The organism is Methanoregula sp. (assembly GCA_041645435.1).
Lineage (GTDB): Archaea > Halobacteriota > Methanomicrobia > Methanomicrobiales > Methanospirillaceae > Methanoregula.
Genome location: JBAZQB010000004.1, coordinates 206,260 through 226,878 on the forward strand (window position 1 = coordinate 206,260; position 20,619 = coordinate 226,878).

General features: G+C 55.2%; 23 protein-coding genes. 11 read left to right on the forward strand and 12 right to left on the reverse strand.

Features of this window, described 5'->3' with window-relative positions; all coding sequences use genetic code 11:
* Positions 1 to 41 precede the first annotated feature (41 nt).
* Positions 42 to 527, forward strand: a complete 486-nt coding sequence (locus WC593_09940) for a helix-turn-helix domain-containing protein (protein MFA4825459.1) — start codon at positions 42 to 44, stop codon at positions 525 to 527.
* 58 nt (positions 528 to 585) lie between these two features.
* Here WC593_09940 and WC593_09945 read toward each other — a convergent pair whose 3' ends face one another.
* The 5 genes from WC593_09945 to nifS are packed head-to-tail and all read right to left on the reverse strand — an operon-like array spanning position 586 to position 3,714.
* Positions 586 to 1,008: a molybdenum cofactor biosynthesis protein MoaE gene (locus WC593_09945; protein MFA4825460.1), complete on the reverse strand. Its 423-nt coding sequence runs from the start codon at positions 1,006 to 1,008 to the stop codon at positions 586 to 588.
* Between the two features lie 12 nt (positions 1,009 to 1,020).
* Positions 1,021 to 1,299, reverse strand: a complete 279-nt coding sequence (locus WC593_09950; protein MFA4825461.1) for a ubiquitin-like small modifier protein 1 — start codon at positions 1,297 to 1,299, stop codon at positions 1,021 to 1,023.
* A complete protein-coding gene (locus WC593_09955) occupies positions 1,296 to 2,051 on the reverse strand; it encodes a HesA/MoeB/ThiF family protein (GenBank protein ID MFA4825462.1) in 756 nt (251 codons plus the stop codon). The genes WC593_09950 and WC593_09955 overlap by 4 nt, the downstream gene beginning before the upstream one ends.
* A 42-nt stretch (positions 2,052 to 2,093) precedes the next feature.
* A complete protein-coding gene (nifU, locus tag WC593_09960; GenBank protein MFA4825463.1) occupies positions 2,094 to 2,525 on the reverse strand; it encodes a Fe-S cluster assembly scaffold protein NifU in 432 nt (143 codons plus the stop codon).
* Entirely contained in the window at positions 2,515 to 3,714 is a 1,200-nt protein-coding gene (nifS, locus tag WC593_09965) for a cysteine desulfurase NifS (protein ID MFA4825464.1), read from the reverse strand. Before nifS ends, nifU begins: the two co-directional genes overlap by 11 nt.
* 201 nt (positions 3,715 to 3,915) lie before the next feature.
* On the opposite strand from nifS, the gene WC593_09970 reads away from it, so the two are divergent.
* Genes WC593_09970 through fdhD form a run of 3 tightly spaced genes read left to right on the forward strand, consistent with a single transcriptional unit; the run spans position 3,916 to position 5,931 of the window.
* Positions 3,916 to 4,248, forward strand: coding sequence for a transcriptional regulator (locus WC593_09970; protein ID MFA4825465.1), 333 nt, complete (start codon positions 3,916 to 3,918; stop codon positions 4,246 to 4,248).
* 50 nt (positions 4,249 to 4,298) lie between these two features.
* Positions 4,299 to 5,105 (forward strand): ATP-dependent sacrificial sulfur transferase LarE, encoded by an 807-nt coding sequence (larE, locus tag WC593_09975; protein MFA4825466.1) that lies wholly within the window; start codon positions 4,299 to 4,301, stop codon positions 5,103 to 5,105.
* A 19-nt stretch (positions 5,106 to 5,124) separates the two neighbouring features.
* On the forward strand, positions 5,125 to 5,931 hold the full coding sequence (gene fdhD / locus WC593_09980; protein MFA4825467.1) for a formate dehydrogenase accessory sulfurtransferase FdhD: 807 nt from the start codon (positions 5,125 to 5,127) through the stop codon (positions 5,929 to 5,931).
* Here the strand turns inward: fdhD and WC593_09985 are convergent.
* Together WC593_09985 and WC593_09990 are read right to left on the reverse strand one after the other, a co-directional pair.
* Positions 5,917 to 6,855, reverse strand: a complete 939-nt coding sequence (locus WC593_09985) for a TIGR00269 family protein (GenBank protein ID MFA4825468.1) — start codon at positions 6,853 to 6,855, stop codon at positions 5,917 to 5,919. The two genes, fdhD and WC593_09985, sit on opposite strands and share 15 nt — an antisense overlap.
* The gene (locus WC593_09990; GenBank protein MFA4825469.1) at positions 6,856 to 7,050 is read right to left on the reverse strand and encodes a MoaD/ThiS family protein; all 195 of its coding nucleotides are present in this window, start codon (positions 7,048 to 7,050) and stop codon (positions 6,856 to 6,858) included. It lies immediately after the preceding gene.
* Between the two features lie 122 nt (positions 7,051 to 7,172).
* Here WC593_09990 and nadA point away from each other — a divergent pair, with 122 nt between their 5' ends.
* Positions 7,173 to 8,060 carry a quinolinate synthase NadA gene (gene nadA / locus WC593_09995; GenBank protein MFA4825470.1) on the forward strand — a complete coding sequence of 296 codons (888 nt, stop codon included), beginning with the start codon at positions 7,173 to 7,175 and terminating at the stop codon, positions 8,058 to 8,060.
* A 165-nt stretch (positions 8,061 to 8,225) separates the two neighbouring features.
* Positions 8,226 to 10,478 (forward strand): hydrophobe/amphiphile efflux-3 (HAE3) family transporter, encoded by a 2,253-nt coding sequence (locus tag WC593_10000; GenBank protein MFA4825471.1) that lies wholly within the window; start codon positions 8,226 to 8,228, stop codon positions 10,476 to 10,478.
* Between the two features lie 425 nt (positions 10,479 to 10,903).
* Here the strand turns inward: WC593_10000 and WC593_10005 are convergent, their stop codons facing one another.
* The 3 genes from WC593_10005 to WC593_10015 are packed head-to-tail and all read right to left on the reverse strand — an operon-like array spanning position 10,904 to position 12,051.
* Positions 10,904 to 11,155, reverse strand: a complete 252-nt coding sequence (locus WC593_10005; GenBank protein MFA4825472.1) for a hypothetical protein — start codon at positions 11,153 to 11,155, stop codon at positions 10,904 to 10,906.
* Positions 11,156 to 11,164: 9 nt separating this feature from the next.
* Positions 11,165 to 11,338: a hypothetical protein gene (locus tag WC593_10010; GenBank protein MFA4825473.1), complete on the reverse strand. Its 174-nt coding sequence runs from the start codon at positions 11,336 to 11,338 to the stop codon at positions 11,165 to 11,167.
* A gap of 14 nt (positions 11,339 to 11,352) precedes the next feature.
* A complete protein-coding gene (locus WC593_10015) occupies positions 11,353 to 12,051 on the reverse strand; it encodes an SOS response-associated peptidase (GenBank protein ID MFA4825474.1) in 699 nt (232 codons plus the stop codon).
* 91 nt (positions 12,052 to 12,142) lie between these two features.
* Here WC593_10015 and WC593_10020 point away from each other — a divergent pair, with 91 nt between their 5' ends.
* The 5 genes from WC593_10020 to WC593_10040 all read left to right on the forward strand — a co-directional run bounded on the left by WC593_10020 (position 12,143) and on the right by WC593_10040 (position 18,117).
* On the forward strand, positions 12,143 to 12,667 hold the full coding sequence (locus WC593_10020; GenBank protein MFA4825475.1) for a hypothetical protein: 525 nt from the start codon (positions 12,143 to 12,145) through the stop codon (positions 12,665 to 12,667).
* 111 nt (positions 12,668 to 12,778) lie between these two features.
* Complete coding sequence (locus tag WC593_10025) at positions 12,779 to 12,958, forward strand: hypothetical protein (GenBank protein MFA4825476.1); 180 nt, start codon at positions 12,779 to 12,781, stop codon at positions 12,956 to 12,958.
* Positions 12,945 to 14,981: a type B DNA-directed DNA polymerase gene (locus WC593_10030; protein ID MFA4825477.1), complete on the forward strand. Its 2,037-nt coding sequence runs from the start codon at positions 12,945 to 12,947 to the stop codon at positions 14,979 to 14,981. Before WC593_10025 ends, WC593_10030 begins: the two co-directional genes overlap by 14 nt.
* Before the next feature lie 43 nt (positions 14,982 to 15,024).
* On the forward strand, positions 15,025 to 16,527 hold the full coding sequence (locus tag WC593_10035) for a class I SAM-dependent methyltransferase (GenBank protein ID MFA4825478.1): 1,503 nt from the start codon (positions 15,025 to 15,027) through the stop codon (positions 16,525 to 16,527).
* A gap of 210 nt (positions 16,528 to 16,737) precedes the next feature.
* Positions 16,738 to 18,117 carry a hypothetical protein gene (locus WC593_10040; protein MFA4825479.1) on the forward strand — a complete coding sequence of 460 codons (1,380 nt, stop codon included), beginning with the start codon at positions 16,738 to 16,740 and terminating at the stop codon, positions 18,115 to 18,117.
* A 57-nt stretch (positions 18,118 to 18,174) separates the two neighbouring features.
* Here the strand turns inward: WC593_10040 and WC593_10045 are convergent, their stop codons facing one another.
* Positions 18,175 to 19,509, reverse strand: a complete 1,335-nt coding sequence (locus WC593_10045; protein ID MFA4825480.1) for a type IV pilin — start codon at positions 19,507 to 19,509, stop codon at positions 18,175 to 18,177.
* A 171-nt stretch (positions 19,510 to 19,680) separates the two neighbouring features.
* The gene (locus WC593_10050; GenBank protein MFA4825481.1) at positions 19,681 to 20,610 is read right to left on the reverse strand and encodes a hypothetical protein; all 930 of its coding nucleotides are present in this window, start codon (positions 20,608 to 20,610) and stop codon (positions 19,681 to 19,683) included.
* Positions 20,611 to 20,619: the final 9 nt, after the last annotated feature.

The following is a 20,619-nucleotide window of genomic DNA, read 5'->3' on the forward strand; positions in this document are numbered from 1 at the left end:
AAAGGATATATTTTAATTTTGATTAATACTATGATAGTATAATGTTCTTAAAAAGGGTATTTGAAACGGACTTCCGGACTGCGCTTGAGGAGGAGCTCGCCCGCAGGAACATGACCATTAAGGAGCTCGCGGAAAAGGCAGGAATCCCCGCGGCTACGCTGTACAAGATCACCTCCGGTGAAGGAGATGTGCGCCTGTCGACGGTGAAAAAGATCGTCCAGGTGCTCGAACCGAAGCTGCCGGTCTTCATTGCCGTGATTGCAGCAAAATTTCTTCTTGACGAGATAGAGGGGCAGGAGATTGCCATAAAAGGCCAGACCTATTTCATACGGGGATATACCGCAAATTCCATCGAGGAATGCATCATTGCCGCAGTTATGTCTGAAAAAGACGGGGCCGCCGGGATCATCTGTGCGCCAATCCTGGCATCAATGATCGAAAAGATTGTGGATGTGCCGGTGGCCATCATGAAACCCAAGGCAGGGACCGTGCTTGATGCGCTGGATGTTATTGCGCGGAGGATCTGACCCGCATCACGGTAATCGATGGCAGAACAAGATTGATAAAAGCAAAATCCGGGGCGGGTTAGCGGGGTTTCCCGCTCCCGTGCCCGTGCTCGCCCGGCACCCACCGCCCCCCGTCCTTTGTCAGTTCCTTCTTCCAGATGGGAACCCCTTTCTTGATCTCTTCGATGATATAGCGGGAGCCGGCATATGCCTCGGGGCGGTGCCCGGCACTCACCACGATGATCAGGATATTCTCGCCAACCTTGAGCCTTCCGATCCGGTGGATGATATCGACATGCAGGAGCCTGAACTGCCGGGTTGCATCATGAGCGATCTTCTCCAGTTCCTTAACCGCAATTTCCTCATAGGCTTCGAGTTCCATCTCCGTGATCTCATCGTCACGGACAACGCCATCGAAGACGACGACTGCACCCGTACCGGGCTTTTTTGCAGCAGTGATGAGAGCCCCGATATCGACATCGTCAGTCTGAATCGCGATCATGGTCTACCTCCTTTATCCCCCCGCAACCGGCGGGAAGACCGCGATCTCATCGCCGTCTGCGATCGCCGTCTTTGCCGCATCCGCAATATCGATCCGTTTGCCGTTCTTCATTAAGATGACAAACTCGTGAAAGGCGCCGTTCTCATCAAAGATGGCTGCATATCCTGCAGGATTTTTCCGGGCTATGGTCGTGATCAGGGAAGTGAACATCGTCCCCGGGGGTATATCTGTTACAATATCAGTCCCGAGCAGTTCGCGGAAACGTGCAAAAAATCGGATCTTAACGGTCATTTTTTCTTCCTCGCTGTTTTTGTTGTTGTCATGCCACTGCACGCTTCGCAGGCGGGATTGCGTTCAACGCAGAGCTCTTCCGCATGCGCTTCCATCCCGTCCCAGATGAAGAGCCGGTTTGTCAGCAGTTTCCCGCTGCCGGTCAGGTATTTGATCACTTCATTTGCCTGGATCGTACCAATGATACCCGGTGTCACGCCGACAACCGGGAATACTTCTTTAGGGGGGGCTTTGGGGAAGATACATTTCAGGCAGGGAGTAGTGCCGGGAATGATCGTGGTTGCCTGTCCATAGAACCCACGGATACCCCCATGGAAGAGCGGGATTGCCTTTGCTATCGCGACATCGTTGAGCAGGTACCGTGTCGGGTAATTGTCCATCGCATCCACAATCCCGTCCGCGTTCCCGATCAATTTTGCCGCGTTCGATTCCTCGATCTTCGCATCGATCGCGTTGACCGTGATATCCGGATTAAGTTCCCGCAGCTTCTCTTCAGCCGATGCAGTCTTCTTCCTCCCGATGTCACGGCCGAAATGGAGAATCTGGCGGTTCAGGTTCGACTGGTCAACCACGTCCATGTCGACGATGGTGATCGTTCCCACGCCGGCAACAGCGAGGTAGATGGAGACCGGTGAGCCCAGTCCCCCGGCACCGGCAATAAAGATATGTGCCTTTTTCAGCCGCTCCTGGCCTTCCTCTCCAAAGAGGATCATCTGCCGCTTGTATCGTTCGAGTTCCCGTTGTGAAAACATAGCTCACCTGACGACTTCTTGTTCCCGTGTGACCGTCTGCCCTTAGTGCTGGCAGGTCATATCTTCGTGTTCATGCGGGTGGGGATTCTTCTCCACCCACGGTTCAAGCCCCTTTTTGACGCGGTAATCGTTGATGGCCTTGTGAATTCCTTCCTCTGCGAGCACCGAGCAGTGCATCTTTATCGGGGGCAGTCCATCCAGCGCCTCGGCTACCGCCTTATTCGAGAGCTCCCATGCATCTTCGAGCGTCTTTCCCCGGACGAGTTCCGTTGCCATGCTGCTCGATGCGATCGCCGCGCCGCAACCGAACGTCTTGAACTTTGCGTCGGTGACAATGTTGTTCTCGATCTTTAAGAAGATCTTCATGATATCACCGCAGACCGGGTTGCCGACCTCTCCGACACCATCGGGGTTTTCGATCTCGCCCACATTACGCGGGTTCTTGAAATGATCCATCACCGTGTCACTGTACATTGCAGCCACCTTCCTTTCCGCTCTTTAAGTATAACGGGGACATGTCCCGCAGTTTTGTAACCACTTTCGGAAGCACTTTGAGCACGAAATCTACATCCGTATCCGTATTTGCATCGCCGAGCGTGAGCCGGAGCGAGCCGTGCGATATCTCAACCGGGAGACCGGTTGCGAGCAGCACATGCGACGGTTCGAGTGAACCCGAGGTGCAGGCACTCCCGGTGGAGGCGCAGATGCCCTCATCGTCCAGCCACAGGAGCATGGACTCGCCCTCGATAAACTCAAAACTCACGTTGAAGTTCCCTGCAAGCCGTTTTTCCGGGTGACCGTTGAGCCGGGTATGGGGTATGGTGGCAAGAACGCCCCTGATGAGCCGGTCCCGCATTGCGCGGATCTTTGCAGCATGTCCCGGGATATCTGCAGTTGCCATCTCGATTGCTTTTCCCAGGCCGACAATGCCGGCAATATTTTCCGTACCCGCACGGCGCCTCCGCTCCTGGCCGCCGCCGTGGATCAGGTTGTCGATCCGGACACCTTTTTTGATGTAGAGCGCCCCGGTCCCTTTGGGCCCGTAGAACTTGTGGGCGGAGAGAGAGAGCAGGTCGATGTTCTGCGCCTTTACGTCAATCGGTACGCTGCCGATTGCCTGGACCGCATCGGTATGAAAGTACACCTTGTGTTTGCGGGCAATCGCGCCGAGTTCGGCGATCGGTTCGATCGTCCCGATTTCGTTGTTCGCGTACATGATCGAGATCAGGATCGTCTTTTCCGTGATCGCTTTTTCGAGCACTGCCGGATCCACCAGCCCGTACTGGTCGACGGGGAGGTAGGTGACTTCAAAACCTTCCTTTTCGAGATACTGGCAGGTGTGCAGCACTGCGTGGTGCTCTATCTGCGTGGTGATGATATGGTTGCCCCGCTTACGGTTCGCAAACGCCACTCCCTTGATCGCCCAGTTATCCGACTCGCTCCCGCCCGAGGTAAAATAAATCTCGTCCGGATCCGCGCCCAGCGCCTTTGCCGTCTGCGCCCGTGCGGCATCGACCGCTTTTTTTGATTCGCGGGCAATGCCGTAGATGGATGACGGGTTGCCGAAATGTTCCGTGAAGTAGGGGATCATTTCCTTTACCACCTCCGGCTTTACAAACGTGGTTGCGGAATGATCCATGTAGATTGTGCGTTGGGCTCCCATGGCTTTTCTCGTACCTGATTATGTTTACCGATAGTGAGATTATTCTTTCCCACTCATACCTGCCGGAAAACCACGCTCTTTGTTCGGGCGAACCGAAAAAGTCCCCGGATTCCAAAGATATTTGTGGTTTCCCGGCTTAATTCACAATTGTGAATACAATATATTATGTGACAATTGTGATAACTTAAACGTTGTGATACCATGGAAGCACCCTGTCAGAAAATAGTGTGGGATGTCCTGCCGGCGATCCGGGCGGCAATCGCCGTGGAGCTCGTCAAGTGCGGGGTCTCCCAGGTAGAAGCGGCGCGAATGCTCGAGATTGCACCGTCCGCAGTCTCCCAGTACCTCTCCGGTAAACGCGGGTACCGGATCGAATTCGAAGACGACGTGAAAAAATCCATCGCCTTACTGGCGCAGGACCTGGTTGACAAAAAAGAGGTCAGGGTTATCGAACGGATCTGCGCGATCTGCCGCCAGCTGCGTGAAGGCGAGGGCGGATGTGCCGAGCCGGCTCCTGAACGGTGCGGTTCATAATTTTTTAATCCGTATCCTATTCGATTGTGTATGGCAATTCCGGTGCATCCATGAATACCCATGAAAAGACGCAGGCGCTTAAGAAAATAATCGCATCCAGGAGATCGATGCTCATATCCTATTCCGGGGGTGTGGACAGCGCCCTGCTGGCAGTGCTTGCAACTGAGCAGCTGGGCAGCAATGCCCGGTGTATCATGCTCGACAGCCCGGTGGTCCCGCGTACCGCGATTGAAGAGGCACGACAGATTGCGCAGGATTATCATCTGGCGCTGGAGATCCTTCCCGTTCACGTCATGGGTGATGAACGGTTTGTGAAAAATCCTGCTGAGCGGTGCTACTGGTGCAAGAAAAATTCAGCCGAAATGCTAAAACGGCGAAAAGAGGAACTACACTTTGCCTGCATTGCCGATGGTATCAATCTCTCCGATACGGGTGAACACCGGCCCGGGCTTTTAGCAAGCACGGAAGAAGGGATCTCCCATCCGTTCTTAGATGCCGGGATCACCAAGGCAGACATACGGGAGATTGCACGTGCTTATGGCTTATCGTTCTGGAACAAGCCGTCAGCCGCCTGCCTCTCCTCCCGCATTCCCTATGGCGATGAGATCACTGCTGAAAAACTGGCCATGATCGAAAAGGCAGAAGCATTCCTGCACACCAGTGGTTTTTCCCAGTGCCGGGTCAGGATGCACGGGGGTATTGCCCGGATCGAGATCGTGAACGACGATCTCCAAAAACTGCTGGCAATACAGGAAAAACTTGCAAAAACCTTCAAAGCGATCGGGTTTGCCTATGTCACGCTCGATCTCGAAGGCTACCGTTCCGGCAGCATGGACGAAGTATTAACAACCGGGTAACACCAGGATAAGGACAGCAATGACCGCACACAAAGATGGAGAGAGTAAAGGGGAGGCAATGTTCAGGCACGTGCCCTGCATAAAGGTGGATGGGGAAAAAGCGGGATCTGCCACCCACGAAGTGATCGAAGAGATCCCGTATGCCCTTTTTATCAATGGCAGGCACGCGATGACCGCCATGATGAGCCCCGTGCAGCTGGAGGATTTTGTCACCGGGTATCTCTTTACGGAACAGATCATCAGGGGAATAGACGAGATCGAATCGATCAGGATCGAGAAGAACCGCCTCAGCGTCATCACAAAGAACCTCTTCAAGGTGCTGGGCCCAAAAAAGACGATCCTCTCCGGCTGCGGCGGCAGTGCATCGTTCATCGATACCGCAAAACTGCCCTCCATCAAATCCGACTTTTCCATCCCTTCAACCATCATCAGCGGAACAATACGGGGAATTCTTGATTCCGAGTTGCACGATAAAACCGGTGGCATCCACGTTGTAGGACTTGCGTCTGCCGATGGCGTGATTGCCCGCTCGGAAGATATCGGGCGGCATAATGCGCTCGACCGGGTGATCGGGTATGGCCTGAGAAACAACGTGGATCTCTCCCGGACCTATGCGATCTGTTCCGGGCGTATCTCCTCAGAGATGGTCCGTAAATGCCTGATCGCAAATATCCCGATCGTAATCTCCCGGGGGGCCACAACTACCCTTGCGATCGAGATCGCCGCAAAGACCGGCCTGTGCGTTGTCGGTTTTGTCCGCAGTACAAAGATGGTAATCTACACGCACTCCGAGCGCGTGCAGGGCATGCCGTCACTTTCCCAGTGATTGCCGCAGGCTGCACACCTGGCAGAGTTCCCCGCTGCAGGGATCCCCGCACTGCCGGCAGCGTTTCAGGGGTTCGGACATGGCACTCCGGCCCACCTGTTTTTCTATCGCCCGTTTGCTTTTTATCAGGTTACGCATGGTGCCGGGATGTTTCTGTTCAAGGGCAGAGAGCATGGATCGCACCTCTAATCTCAGGGCATAGCGGGTATACGGGCACTCGGGAAGGAAGGGAAAGAGGTCCTGCACGAACAGGTACGCAGCAATCTCTTTTTCTGCAATATCGGCAAGGGGTTTGATCCGGGGAATAAAGCAGTCAGAAGAGTCCGCATCGCTGGTGCGGACCAGGCGGGGCAGGTCACCCCGGAGCGTGTTCATCAGGACTGACTGGGCTTCGTCATCGAGATTATGGCCGGTGGCAATCCTGGCTGCACCTGCCTTATACGCCGCAACCGAGAGTGCTTTCCTGCGCAGGATCCCGCAGACAGAGCATGCCTGCGTCTCGCGCCCGACCAAAAGGGCATCGAGATCATCGCCGATAAGATCCTTAAATGAGACGCACACATGTTCCGTGCCGGTTTTTCTGGTCAGGTCCTCTGCCGCCCGGATCGTGTCATCGCGGTAGCCTGCAATCCCTTCGTCCACGGTGATGGCAACAAGCCTCACATCCTCCCATGCCGGGAGGAGTCGGGAAAGGATCACAAGGAGTGCGGTGCTGTCCTTGCCGCCGCTCAGCGCAACGGCGATCCGGTCATGCGGTTTAATGAGTTCTCGCTCACGGATCGTTTGTGCTACCCGTTCCTCTACCTCAGCAATGAGATGAGCTGCGCAGAGATGTCGCTCCGGGTCGTGTAAGAGAATGACCGGCGGTTCTCCGCAGAGCGAGCACCGTTCCGTTCCTGCCGGTACGCGTTCGCCCTGTGCCATTCATCCCCCGTGCGCTATGCGGATGATCCGGATCTCGTCGTTGCCACCCGCTTCTGCATCCTCGGGAACCAGTGTCCCGTTCCGCGATACGATCACCTCGGCCGGGTGGATGCCGAGCTGGTCCAGGATCCGGCTGATACGGACCGGATCGCCGGGCATCTGCTGTATTGTTCTGTCAGGAAGGATGATTTTCATCAGAGAGCAGGGAATAGTTGGGCGTGCCCGTTCATAAATTTCCCCACACGCCAGCTTTTTGAGACCCGGGATCGCATGTATACAAAACAGGAGCGTTCAATTACGTGCCGGCCACTTCACTAATGGATGAGATTCACTCCCTGAAAAAAGAGCGGGATGCCATCATCCTTGTCCATAACTACCAGTTGCCGGAAGTGCAGGACATCGCCGATCTCTGCGGGGATTCGCTTGAACTCTCGCGGGCTGCGGCCACCATGGAAGGCGAGGTGATCGTTTTCTGCGGCGTGGATTTCATGGCCGAGACCGCGGCCATTCTCTCGCCGGACAAGACCGTTTTGCTTCCCGCTCCCGATGCCTGCTGCCCGATGGCGCAGATGATCTCGGCAGAAGAGCTGCGGTTCGCAAAAGCCCGCAACCCGGACGCTGCCGTGGTCTGCTACGTCAATACCACTGCAGAAGTCAAGGCTGAGAGCGACATCTGCTGCACTTCTTCAAATGCCGTAAAAGTGGTCAACTCGGTAGAGCAGGATCGCGTGATCTTCGTGCCCGACCGGAACCTCGGGCGTTATGCAGCCCGGTTCACAAAAAAGGAAGTCCTGCCCTGGGAAGGATTCTGTATCGTGCACGACCAGATCACCCCGGCGCAGGTCGCGACAGCCCGAAAGGCGCACCCGGGTGCGGTGCTGCTTGTTCACCCGGAATGTCGCCCCGAAATAATCGATCTTGCGGATCACGTGGCAAGCACCTCCGGTATCATCCACCATGTCTGCACATCTCCCTCACAGGAATTTATTATCGGAACAGAAGTCGGCATCCTGCACCGGCTCGCAAAGGAGTGCCCGGAGAAACGGTGCTACCCGCTCTCGCAGGCATCTGTCTGCCGGAACATGAAAAAGACCGATCTTGAAAAAGTGCGGGACGCGTTACAGGCCCTCCGCCCCCGCATTACAGTTCCGGAAGAGATTGCGGTGCGTGCCCGCGGGGCGATCGAGCGGATGCTCGCCCTCTGATTTTTTTAAGGAATAAAAATCCCGATCCGCACGCGGGGTCACTCACGACATCAGGTTGGATACTCTTTTTCTCTCACCAGATCCCCTCGTATAAACCGCACTCCTTTTTGTAGTCGAGCTCCTAACATACAGATAGTCATTCTCCCACTTCACCGCAGGACACTCATGTTCAACCCGTTTGACGCGCTCGCTTCCCTCATCGTCACCCGCCCGAAACATCTGGCAGTCATTTTCTGCCTGCTGCTTATCATAGCGCTCTACGGCATGACCATGATCACCATGGCTACGGGTACGGATACCTACCTCGACAAGGACACCCGGCGCGGGATGCTTCTCGACAAATACACCAAGACGTTCCAGTCCGACAGTGTGCTGATCCTCATTGAGTCTGACGATGTGATGAGCCCGGATGTGCTCGCTTATATCGACCGCCTCCAGCGGGATATTTCACAGGAGCGCTATGTCACTGGAGCCTCCGGCATCTCCGATTTGGTCAAGGACCGGAATGGTGGCATGCTTCCCACCAGCAAGGCCGATATCTCCCGGCTTGAAGAAGAGGTGCCCCCAGAGATTCTCACCCTTTACGTCCCCTCCCGGACCATGACCATCTCTGTCGTTACCGTTGACCAGGGACTTAAGGATGCCCAGGCATTCACGCTTGTGGATAACATCAATAAGAGGGTAAGTCTTTCCGACCGTCCTCCCGGGGTGAGCGTGGTTGTCTCGGGCAACCAGGCCTACAACAAAGAAACGTCTGATGAAATGAGCACGTCCATGGGGGAACTCATCCTTGTTGCCATGATCCTCATGGTGATCGCTGTAGGCCTGCTTTTCGGGCACGTCCGGTACCGCCTTCTCTCGGTCTTCATCGTGGGGACCGGTCTCATCCTGACCTTCGGGGTTATTGGGTTTTCGGGCATGCAGATCACGATGGTGACCATCGGTGCTTTCCCGGTCATGATAGGGATCGGGATCGATTACGCGATCCAGTTCCATTCGCGATTTGATGAAGAGATTCGAAAATCACCCATTGCTGAAGCGGTTACCACAACCATTACCAAAGCCGGGCCATCCGTGCTGTATGCAATGATTGCCACTGCTATGGGTTTTCTCGCCCTGTCCATCTCGCCGCTCCCCATGATCCGCAGTTTCGGCCTGACCTGCGTGATCGGGATCATCTGCTGTTACCTTGCGGCGATCGTGGTTGTGCCGGTTTTTGCCCTCCTGGTAAATTACCGTCCTGTAACAGAGCAGGTACAGAAAAAATCCGATACCGCAAAATCGAATATCGACCGGTATAATGAGCTCGTGGGCAGGGTCGTGAAAACGGTATCCCGGAATGCGGTTCCGGTCCTGATCATCTGCATCCTGTTTGCTGTCATCGGGTTCCAGCTGGACAACGAGATCATTGTCAACACCGATGAGAAGACCTTTGTCCCTGCTGATATGCCGGCAAAGGTGAACCTTGACAAGATCAGGCGCACGATGGGCGAGACCTCCAGCGTCCCCGTGCTGGTGCAGGGAAGCGATCTTCTCTCCCCGGATTCTGTCCGCTGGATGTATGAGTTCCAGCAGTACGAAGAGACGCACAATCCCAAGATCACGAGCTCAACGAGCATTGCAACCTACCTTGTCCAGTACAATGACGGGGTTCTGCCGCAGACGGCCCCTGAGATCGATGCCGTTATGAAAAAGATTCCCCCGCAGATCCGTGACCGGTACGTGAGCTGGAACACCGAGGCTGTTATCGAGTTCACCTTCATTGCCATGCCCAATGATATCGCCATGTCAACGATCGAGCAGATGAAAAAAGATCTCGCATGGAAGGCACCTCCTCCGGGCATCCACGCATCCTTCACAGGCATGTGGGAGATGTTTACCAACCTGATCCGCGAGATCCGGGATGGGAAGACATTCATGACCATCCTTGGTTTTGGGATGATCTTTGGCTTCCTCTACATCATCTACCGGAAATTTGCCAAAGCGGCAACCCCGTTGGTCCCAATCATCATGATCGTAGGCTGGAATGGCCTCATCATGTACATGCTTGCCATCGATTATACCCCGCTCACCGCAACACTTGGCTCGATGTCGGTCGGTGTCGCTTCGGAATACACGATCCTGATCATGGAGCGGTACTATGAAGAACGGCAGAACGGCCTCGCGCTGCTGCCGGCAATCCAGTATAGTATTGAGAAGATCGGCACCGCGATTACCGTCTCGGGCATGACCACGGTCTTTGGGTTTGCCGCTCTCATGGTCTCTGCCTTTGGCATCATCAGCAATTTCGGCACGGTAACCGTCATCTCGGTCTTTTTTGCCCTTGCCGGTGCGATCATCGTGATGCCCGCGATCCTGGTACTGGTGGGATCGATGGAAGGCGGATCAACGGGCCCGAAGGAAAACCCGGATACCTGAAAAGAGGATTTTTAGGAACATTAATCGGTTGTCCTGCCTGAACCTGACAATCACCGGTAATCTCATTTTTTGGTTCTTCGCGATTTTTAAATGGGTAACGTAAGTATCAGGTAGATTACAAAGATGGGGGCTGATGCCCCCATACCCCAAAATGTGATGAACGCCGCCGCCCCCGACGGGGCGCCTCCTCATTGTGATGACGACGTATTACTTGTAACCTTACCCGGGCTATCGCACTGCGCCCGTCCCCCAATGGGGGACTGGTGGCGCAAGAGGGGGGCAATATATTCGTAAAATGGGTTTTCTCCAGAGCCAAAAGTTAAAACCTCCTTTCCCCGCCGTGCCTAAAGAGAGGCCCTGAGGCGGGGGAACATCACAAACAAATTTTTAGTAACATATTCTACCCACATGAAATAGCGAAGAACCTATTTTTTCTGTTCGGGCACGTTTTTCTGTGCCATGATTTTATTGTACATCTCGTCACCAACGCATTCCTTGGCATGTGTGCACCACTGAATGCAGGATTCGATGTCGTTATAGACCACAAAACCGCAGCTGCATTTCACGGAGATGTCGTTTGAGAACAGTTCCACTTCCTCTCCGCACCGGGGACACTTTTTGATTGCAAGCGTGGGGGTGCGCAGGTTCGCCGCACCCGGGCAATGATCCAACAGCATACCAGTAATTCACCGTTCTCCTTTATGGAAGTACGGGCAGGAAGTCATGCATGCGGTGCAGGGGTCGCCCGGGTGGCTCGTGAATTCCGGACACAGGGTATGCCACGAAATCATCGTTCCCCCTGCATGGAAGAATGATGCAGGGTCTTCTGCGGATATTCCGGATGATTCATTATCCGGCATACGTTGGGGTACGTTTACCCGGTGAGCCCAAAAAGAGGGTGGATCAGCCGCTCGTCATCGGCTGAAGGGGAATTCACGAGCGGGGAGACCGGATGCATGGCCATCTTTTCTGCAGGGTACGGTATGAGCATATCCTTAAGGTGTCCCGTGTCCAGTTGTTCGCCGGAAAGCCACTCCTCCTCGTGATCCTGCGAAACAATAACCGGCATCCGGTTGTGCACCGTTGCCATTAAGGTATTGGGCTCTGTCGTGATGATCGTGTACGTGGCAAGGTCCGTTCCTGCAGGATCGTGCCACTCATCGTACAGCCCGGCAAAAGCAAAGAGTGGCTGGTCGTTTACCTGGATATAGAACGGGAGCTTTCTTGCCCCCTCGTGCTTCCACTCAAAAAAGCCGCTGGCCGGCACGAGACAGCGCTTCGTTTTTAACAGGGTGGCAAACATGAGTTTTTCCGCAAGGGACTCTGCCCGGGCATTGATGATCGGGTGCGCCGCCTTGAAGCTCCTTGTCCAGTGCGGTACAAGGCCCCACTGCATCTGCTTAAGTTCCCTGCCGGAAACCCCCTGCACGATCACCGGCTGCCGGGTACCGGGCGCGATATTGAACTTCGAGCGGGCACCGAGCATCGGGTTGAAGATGCGGAAGCGGTTGCCGAGATCATCAATGCAGATGAGGGAATACCTGCCGCACATTACATTCCACTTCTTGTCCACCCGCTCATCAATCTTACGATGCCTTCCAAAACACTTTCACCCCCCGCGAGCCTGAGCCTTATCCCGCCCGGTGCAGCAGGGATCCGGTGCTATGCTGATCGAGCTCTCCAAAGGGATCACCCTGCACCCGGGCAGTTTCACGGCGGTAATTGCACCGGAAAAAAAGATCCTCGCTGCGCTCAACAGCAACGCCGATCTCCAGCGTTTTCTCTTCCTCTACATCTGCGGCAACTACTCGCGCATCCTCTCGGGCATTGGCCGCACATCGAACAATTTCGAAGTCCGGCGACCGTTTACCGCAGACCAGCTCTTAACGGTCATCCACGAGGCGAGCCACACGATTGTCTTTGTCGAGCATGACCCCACGCTCTTTGACGGGGCAGAGCGCCTGCTCGGCCCGATCGCATCAGCGCTCAGGCAGGCCGGCAGGGAAGCCATGGTGATCCTGTGGGCGCCGGCCAGCGACCGGTCCTTTGCCGCACTGATCCGGCAGGCGGACCGGATCATTGAGATTCTGCCCGAGGGCCCGGCCCCGGACCGTTTTGGTTTTGCAAGCCAGCGCTCCTGCCGGAAGGGTGGTGTGGTGCAAAAAGCCCAGAAGACGCTGGAGGTGTAGGAGACGGGCAGGAGTTTTGCGAGCGTCCGGCAGGGGGTAAAGGGCCCGATAGATCGCTGGGCCCGGGCCACGCGGGCGCTCAGGAAAGATGATCAGCCGTATGGCGAGAGGGTGGTAGCGCTGGCCCGGCTGCATGCAAGCGAGGCATTCTATGGCTGCGATGATCCGCTGGAGGCTGCGGTCTTCTCGGTGCTCATGGGAATACTCAGGCAACAGGAAGTGCAGCAAACACCGTCATGCGCTGACCCGGATACGGGAGCGCGGGGAGAAAAACGCGATGTGGATCCTTGACTCAGCGTTCCGGAGCGGGGGCGTGGACCTGTGGCACAAGGAGGGAACGGTGCAGAAGTGCCATCACGATTATGATCCGCCGTTTTATCTCCAGCTTAAGGACCCGGACTTACATCATGAAATGATCGAAGCCTTAGAGGAGCACTACCGTGCGGAGCCCTGCACGTTTACCACTATCTTTGGCAACTGCGAGGGGTACAGGGTTTTTGCCGGCAGGCGGGTGGCAGAGGCGATCGAGCAGCAGACACAGTTTGCTGCGCAGCTCTTCAACGTGGACGTGCGACGCGACCAGCGCTTCATGGCCGAGCGGGGAATTGTTCCCTGCTGTGCCGACCCGGAGGCCCGGTTCTTCCCCGTGTTCGGGCACGGCCTGAACAGCATGGAGATCCGGATCCATGATGACCCGGCCCGTGATCGGACCTGCTCGGATATTGAGATCATCTGCGGGCGCACCGAGCGGCTGCACGGGCCGGAGCGGGATGTGCTTGCCGATCTCTTCGGGCTCGTTGCTGCATCTGACCCGGACCTGATCCTGATGACCGATGCCGATCGCTGGATCTCAAAACTACAGGTACGGGCCGGGGTACTGGGCCTTACAATGCCGTTTTCCCGGAACGGGAAGTATCGCACCATGGACTCGCGCTCCTACTGGAGCTATGGCAGGGTCGAGCACAAGGAAGCAGCACTCATACCATACGGCAGGATCCTGATCGATACCGAACAGTCGTTTGTATACCGCGAGGGAGGGCTTGCCGGGGTGCTCATGGCCTCCCGGCTCACGGGACTCTCGCCCAGCCTTGCGTCCCGGTTCACCCCGGGCACGCTCATCTCCAGCTACGAGACCTATGAAGCGGTGCGAAGGGGAATTGTTGTGCCGTTCAGGAAGAGCGATGCTGAAGTCCTGCGGAAATTCTCCCAGCTCCGGACTGCGGACCGGGGCGGGATGATGTTCCAGCCGGAGCCCGGCATCTTTGCCGGGGTGGACGAGATCGATTTCACCTCCATGTACCCCTCCATCATCGTTAAGGCAAACCTGTCACCGGAGACCATCGGCCAGCCGGAACAGCAGCGCCGGGGTTTTCTCCCCACGGCCCTTGAACCCCTGCTTGACCTGCGGATACGGACAAAGCAGCTGAAAAAGACCGACCCGTCCCTGGCCGGCATCGATGCGATCCTCAAGTGGATGCTGGTCACCTGCTTCGGCTACACGGGCTACAAGAACGCAAAGTTCGGCAGGATCGAGGTGCACGAGGGGATCACCGGGCGATCGCGCGATATCCTCCTGCGCACCAAGGATATTGCCGAAGCGATGGGCTTTTGCGTCCTCCACGGGATTGTGGACTGCCTCTGGGTGCAGGGTGCGCCGGTTGCAGCACTGCAGGAGCGGGTCAACCGCGAGACCGGGTTGTCAACCGAAGTCGAACATTTCACCTGGTTAGTCTTCCTGCCGCTTAATGACGGACTGGGGGCCTACAACCGCTACTATGGCAGGCTTTCTGATGGCAGCGTGAAGGTGCGGGGCATTGCCGCACGCCGGCATGACACCCCGGAATATATACGGACAATGCAGGGCGACATGCTCGCTGTCATGGGGAAGGCGGCAACGATTGCGGAACTCACCGGAGTATGGGATCAGGTGAACGCGATATACCACAACGCGGTTCAGCAGCTCCCGTCTGCCCCCGCACAGGATATGGCCATCAGCCGGAGAATCAGCCGGCTCACGTATGCCCACCGCTGCATTGAAGGCGCTGCGGTGAATGCATACCGGGAATGCGGGGTGCCTGTCGCGCCGGGCATGAAGATCCGGTATGTGGTGCGGGATGCACGCACGTACCGGGTGGACCCTGCATGGAACGCAGAACGCTTTGATATCCCGTACTACCGGGAACTGCTGGAGCGGGCGTGGGCCGAGATTACCTATGCGTTTAAAAGCGGGGGAGGGATCAGCAACGAACGGCAGGGAATTCCTGCGGGACGGGTGCAACGGCCGATCTGTGCTGAACAGCGGAGTAATGAGTGACACAAAAGATGTAATAGGGTCTATCACCAAGTAACCGGCAACTATGACCGATAAGCAGCTCATCTCCACCATAAAATACGTGGCCGGCACCAAACCGGTCTTTTTACTCTCGGAGATCGTGCCGTACCTTGAAAAAAAACACCCGGTTGAAAAACTACTGACCCTCATCACCCCCCTGTTGGACGAACTGAACCTTGTGGCAAAAAAGACGGGAGCAGACTATGAGATCTCACGGAAGGTTCCGGCAGAGGAGTATACCCTGAACCCGGCAGAGCAGGAGAGGCAGGATGCGTTTTTTGCAACCCGCCGCCTTCCCCCGGCACTCGAAGCAGCGATCGAGCAGTACATTCCCAAAAAAGTGGGAAAGGAGCTGACCGACCCGATAATTCTCGAGCGGCTCCGCAGGGCAATTGTTGCCCAGAAGTCGGATTACTGGAAGCCGACGCACCAGCGATCGCTGCAGTACACCAAGGCATACCATGTGCTGGGCTATCTCGCGTACCATTTTCCGGTCTACTATGTACAGACCCAGCACATCCTCGCCATGCTCGCTTGTGACGGGCTGCTGAAGAACTCAATGACCGTGCTGGATGCCGGTACCGGCCCAGGGGTCGTGCCCCTTGCGATTGCAGATTTCTATTCCCGGCTGGATGGTGCTACGGCAACGGTGTACTCGGTAGAACGTTCGGAAGAGCACATCGAGGCGTTCATGTACCTGCGGGAGCAGTGCACGCAGAAAGGGGGCAATGTCAGTATCAAGCCCCCGATAAAGGCGGATCTCACCACCCTTGATCCGGCAAAAATCCCGCAGCAGATCGACCTGATGATCTTTTCCAATGTGCTCAACGAGATCAGCGATGTGTCGCTTGACCGGCGGGCGGATCTCGTGATGAAACTGGCCGGGAGGCTTGCACCGGATGGCACGATCCTCATTATTGAGCCTGCCGAAGAGACCAACTCTGCCCAGTTGCGGCTGCTCTCGCTTGCGTTAAAGAAACGGGGATTGACGATTCACAGCCCCTGCACATTTATCTGGGGGACGAACTGCACGCCGGACCGGTGCTGGAGTTTTGCCACCAGCCGGAACATCCAGCCCACCCGGATGATGGGGATACTTGCATCCGGTGAAGAGCCGTTCCGGTATCTCAACATCGATATCAAGTACACGTACGTGGTGCTCAGGAAGGACGGAAAAGCCCGGAACTCTTACCGGGTGCCCACTGGTTCCCGGGTCCTGCGGTTGTCCCAGATCCGCCGCCACGTGGAGAAACGGATCAATCTCATTGCAGCCAAGATGTCAGGGAACCTGGGGGATGGCAAGACGATGGTGTTCAAGCTCTGCGATGGCACGGCAGATACACCGGTATATGCGGTGGTGCCCGCGTACCATGTGACACCGGAGAATGAGGCGATCGTCTCGGCACCGTACGGGACAATCCTCGAACTAGAGAGCGTGCTCGTCCGGCACAACCCGAAGCATGATGCGTACAATGTACTGGTGAGCCGGAATACCGGGATCCATAAACCCGGCGCCGCAAATGAATAGCGGACTATGCGTATCCGGGCGGGATTTTTTACACACGACTGCGTACGGTTGGATCGTGTTCCCCTATGCTGAATGGACGGACTCTCCGGGGGGTCCCCCGCATACCCGCCCGGTTGCCACAACTACCAAAAAACTATTTAAAACCGGTGTAGATGTATCTTAAATCCGAATTGGTTTTTATAGTTCAGATTTATAGTTAAATGTAGTGCCATGGATGACCTCAACCTGAACAGCGATGAAGCGATACTTCAGAAGACGCAGACGATTATTATCAATGGCGTCAGGCACGAAGCCGTACTTACCAGCAGACGCCTCATCGTTGTTGCAAGTGAAACGGGCCGCATCCATGAAGAGATCCCGTATGCCGATATTGGTCTGGCAGAATCCGGCGTAAATAAATTACGGGAGCCCATTATCACGCTCACGATAACCTCTCCCGGTGGAGAGCACCGGACACTGGAACTCATCTTTGTCCGCTCGACCGGCTATCAGAATATTGTTGAACTCGAGAGATGCATCGCAGTCCTCAAAGATCAGAATATCCCGGTTGAGGGCATGAGCCCGCTGGCAATTCGTGTTCAATTAAGCAGGATAGATCGGAAAAACGCGGGGATGCTGGTTGTTGAAGAACAGGCCAACCGCCCGGCAGTACCGGAATGGACCATTATTGGCCCATCACGTAATAACAAACAATCCCTTGAAGATGATGAGCCCCGTGAGCTATCCCCCCTTACGACCATCACCGCGCTATTCATTATTCTTGTTGTTTTTATCATTGGCGTGGCCCTCATGGCACAAACGCTGCATGAGCCCCCCCAAACCCTCCTGAAGAACACGACCTCCTCAGCGGTAACGAGTGTGAGCCCCAGCCCCACAAGTCCCTCCCCGACTCCGACACCCGAACCTCAGGTTACCCCAGCCCCGGTTGAGTTACTTCCCCAGAGCAATATTCCTGCCAACGGAGTCTGGGTACAGATGCAGTATCCCGGTAATTTCTCCGGGACCATCAGTACCGGTGGGACAATAATCGAGGCAAGTGGGTCCGGGACAAAGTTCTACCAGTTGTCAGTTACTGACCCCTCCACAATATTCGGATCAATTTCGAAACTGGACGGATCTGCAGATAAAATGGAAGTCAACATCTACAAAGACGGGACGCTGATCTCACGGAGGAGTACCAAGTCCCCCTTTGGGGTGATCGATCTGGTTTCGACCCGGCCAGAAGATATCACGAATGCTGCGGCAACGACTGTTGTGGCAATTACTCCTGTCCCGATTCCGAACATCCGGGCCCCTGAAGATTTCCTTCCCCAGATCAGTATTCCCCCCGGCGGTGTATGGGTTCGGGTATATTATCCCGGGTATTATTCCGGATCGATCGGGGGACGGGGACTCTTTACACCGATAGAGGGTACCGGGGACCAGTTATATGAGATACCGGCAAATGTTGGTATCGTTGAGGGGTCAATCGAGAAGGCAGACGCATCCAATGGAAAAATGGTAGCTGAAGTCTATAAAGACGGGACATTAATCTCGCGGCTGGAAACAAAGAAACCAAAGGGTTTGATCGACCTGCATGTTCCCTTGTAGACTGGACGCACCACCCGGACTGCCTCCCCCGCTGGGGGAGAGTGGGGGCTGATATCCTTACATGGGGATTGCGGTTATCTTTACGTCATCGACATAGAGAAGGTCATTGTTGTTATTGCCGGTGATGCGGAATCGCAGCTGGAAGTTGGCATTGTTGCCGGCACTTGCGGGAAGTGTCGCGGAGGTGACAATGGTGAGTGTTGTTGGACTCGCGGTGGGTCCGGTGATCTGTGAAAGGGTATTCCAGTTCGCTCCGCCATCCGTTGAATACTCCGCCAGGACGGTCTCCGAGATGCTGTCTAGACTTTGGGCTGTCCAGGCAAATTGCACAACAATGGATTCATAATTCGCTGTTGTGGTGGGCCGGTACATACTGTTGGTGTTTCTGAGTCGCATGCTCCAGGTCTGGTTCTTCGGGACAATGCCATTCTGGCGGGAGGCACCGTTAAGTACCCACCCGGTTGATCCGGATTCAAAGCCTTCGTAGTATATTTGTGCCCGTGAATTCCGGGCAAACATTGCTGAGATCGTCTTGTTGGTGGTCACGGGCGGGAAGAGATACTTCGTTACCGCTCCCACTGAAGTGCCGTTAACCAGGACATCTTCGACATGATAGCTGGTATCCGGTGTTATGGTGTAGGCCGGCATGGCTCCATAGGTGACGGTCATTACTCCAGCCGGAGTGATCGTTCCATTTGCTCCGGCACTCGCCGTTATCGTGTACGTGTTGATCGCAAACGATGCCGAGATCGTGTGGTCGGCCTCCACATTTGTGAAGAAATAATTGGAGAGGGTTCCCTGTGACACGCTGTCAACAAAAACATCTGCAATATGATAGCCAGGTGACGGGGTTATGGTGAAGCTCTGATCGGATCCATCAGATGCGATCACTGAGCCCGACGGACTGATCGATCCACCGGCTCCTGCTGATGCGACGATAGTATGGGTAATAATGGGGGGCGTCGTGGTAACCGTGGCCGGTAGTGCAGAGGTTTCGAAACTGGCAGAGTATAATACAGCGGATGTACCTGAGCTGTCATAAATAACTTTTATCGATGAGATCGGAACGGTACCGGGAACCTCATATTCCAGGGATTCTCCGACAGACCATGTTGTCCAGGAAGGATCGTTATTCTTGGAAAAATCCTGTCGTGCATCATTGACAAGAATATACATATCCGGGTGCGACAGGATATCCCCGCCGTTATGGTGAATATCTATTACCCGCCCGTTGATGGATGTAGTGACGCTCAAGGTAGGGAGTTTCTGGGACGGGGGCTGGGAGAACAGCAGGATCCCTGCAAAGGCAAAAACCATAACAATAACCCCGATAAGGATAATCGCACCGACAATTTCAGACGCGGGCTGTTCAGAATCCGGTGGATGGGTCATGTGGCATTACCCGTGGGTACGTGAATTATGCAGATGATCCCCTACACTCTTTCTCGATAGAGTTGTTGCAGCACCGGGTTATTATTCTCCTGGATCACGGGTCCGGGTCTGGCTGAAAGTTATCCGCTGCTTTCACAGCCAGGCCGTCATAAGCATTGGCGCGTTCTCTTCTCAACTCAGGGTCAATGTATCGAACTGCATGGTAAACATCGTTGTGCCCCATGTCGGGTCCTGCCCGCCTGATATCATGACCGTTACACTATTTGCAGGGTTGAATGACTGTGTAATGGTAAATGCCTGGCCGTTGCCCGGGGGTGTCTGGGTGGCATTGGCATAAAATATCCTCTCACCATTCACCTCGACGGCCATCCATCGTGCGCGAGGTAGCTTAGAGGAACTGAGCAGACCGTTGAAGGTAAGGGTATTCCACCGGGTACCGGATGGAGCGGTAAAGGTCTTCCAGACACTGGATTCTGTTTGAACCCTGTCGTAAGTAACACTTGATCCCTGTACGCCGAAGCCGTTTTCCATGAACGGGCCATATTCCGAACAGGATCCGGTCTCCTTTCTCGTCGTTCCTTTACATAAAGCAGCATGTTGCCAGTCCCCCCAGCCGTCAGCAGACCAGTTCCACTTCAGGGGGGGCGAAATTTCGTTTGTTACGGTGAACACGCCGATCTTTGACCCGTACTGTTCGTTAACGTTCTTCAAAAAAACATCCCACTGCCCGGCCGACATGGACGATGCAGTGAGCGGGAACGTGCACTTGATCAGGGTTGGTGAGACTACCGCCACATCGGTTGCGCTGACATCGCGTTCACCCTGTTTTGCCAGCCAGATGGACGGTGACGGGCCATAGGAAAAATCCTTACCCTCAATGGTTACCGGTACCAGTGTCCCTAAACCGCCTGAGGGCGGGGTGATGACAGAAATTATTGAGGGAGGAGCCGGTGTTATATTCACGGGAGGGCTCTCCTTTTGCGGGGGTGTCGAAAAAGCACCCATCGCAATGACCGCAAGGACAAGGCCAATAATCGCAATACCTATGAGTGCCCCAACAATCTTCAGCAACCTTTCTTTATTGGGGGGTAGGGGGGTCATACGATACTC

Bases quoted from the DNA above. Each gene is read 5' to 3' on its own strand.
- WC593_09940 (MFA4825459.1), top strand. From the start codon at position 42: ATGTTCTTAAAAAGGGTATTTGAAACGGACTTCCGGACTGCGCTTGAG.
- WC593_09945 (MFA4825460.1), bottom strand. From the start codon at position 1,008: ATGATCGCGATTCAGACTGACGATGTCGATATCGGGGCTCTCATCACT.
- WC593_09950 (MFA4825461.1), bottom strand. From the start codon at position 1,299: ATGACCGTTAAGATCCGATTTTTTGCACGTTTCCGCGAACTGCTCGGG.
- WC593_09955 (MFA4825462.1), bottom strand. From the start codon at position 2,051: ATGTTTTCACAACGGGAACTCGAACGATACAAGCGGCAGATGATCCTC.
- nifU (MFA4825463.1), bottom strand. From the start codon at position 2,525: ATGTACAGTGACACGGTGATGGATCATTTCAAGAACCCGCGTAATGTG.
- nifS (MFA4825464.1), bottom strand. From the start codon at position 3,714: ATGGGAGCCCAACGCACAATCTACATGGATCATTCCGCAACCACGTTT.
- WC593_09970 (MFA4825465.1), top strand. From the start codon at position 3,916: ATGGAAGCACCCTGTCAGAAAATAGTGTGGGATGTCCTGCCGGCGATC.
- larE (MFA4825466.1), top strand. From the start codon at position 4,299: ATGAATACCCATGAAAAGACGCAGGCGCTTAAGAAAATAATCGCATCC.
- fdhD (MFA4825467.1), top strand. From the start codon at position 5,125: ATGACCGCACACAAAGATGGAGAGAGTAAAGGGGAGGCAATGTTCAGG.
- WC593_09985 (MFA4825468.1), bottom strand. From the start codon at position 6,855: ATGGCACAGGGCGAACGCGTACCGGCAGGAACGGAACGGTGCTCGCTC.
- WC593_09990 (MFA4825469.1), bottom strand. From the start codon at position 7,050: ATGAAAATCATCCTTCCTGACAGAACAATACAGCAGATGCCCGGCGAT.
- nadA (MFA4825470.1), top strand. From the start codon at position 7,173: ATGGATGAGATTCACTCCCTGAAAAAAGAGCGGGATGCCATCATCCTT.
- WC593_10000 (MFA4825471.1), top strand. From the start codon at position 8,226: ATGTTCAACCCGTTTGACGCGCTCGCTTCCCTCATCGTCACCCGCCCG.
- WC593_10005 (MFA4825472.1), bottom strand. From the start codon at position 11,155: ATGCTGTTGGATCATTGCCCGGGTGCGGCGAACCTGCGCACCCCCACG.
- WC593_10010 (MFA4825473.1), bottom strand. From the start codon at position 11,338: ATGCCGGATAATGAATCATCCGGAATATCCGCAGAAGACCCTGCATCA.
- WC593_10020 (MFA4825475.1), top strand. From the start codon at position 12,143: ATGCTGATCGAGCTCTCCAAAGGGATCACCCTGCACCCGGGCAGTTTC.
- WC593_10030 (MFA4825477.1), top strand. From the start codon at position 12,945: ATGTGGATCCTTGACTCAGCGTTCCGGAGCGGGGGCGTGGACCTGTGG.
- WC593_10035 (MFA4825478.1), top strand. From the start codon at position 15,025: ATGACCGATAAGCAGCTCATCTCCACCATAAAATACGTGGCCGGCACC.
- WC593_10040 (MFA4825479.1), top strand. From the start codon at position 16,738: ATGGATGACCTCAACCTGAACAGCGATGAAGCGATACTTCAGAAGACG.
- WC593_10045 (MFA4825480.1), bottom strand. From the start codon at position 19,509: ATGACCCATCCACCGGATTCTGAACAGCCCGCGTCTGAAATTGTCGGT.
- WC593_10050 (MFA4825481.1), bottom strand. From the start codon at position 20,610: ATGACCCCCCTACCCCCCAATAAAGAAAGGTTGCTGAAGATTGTTGGG.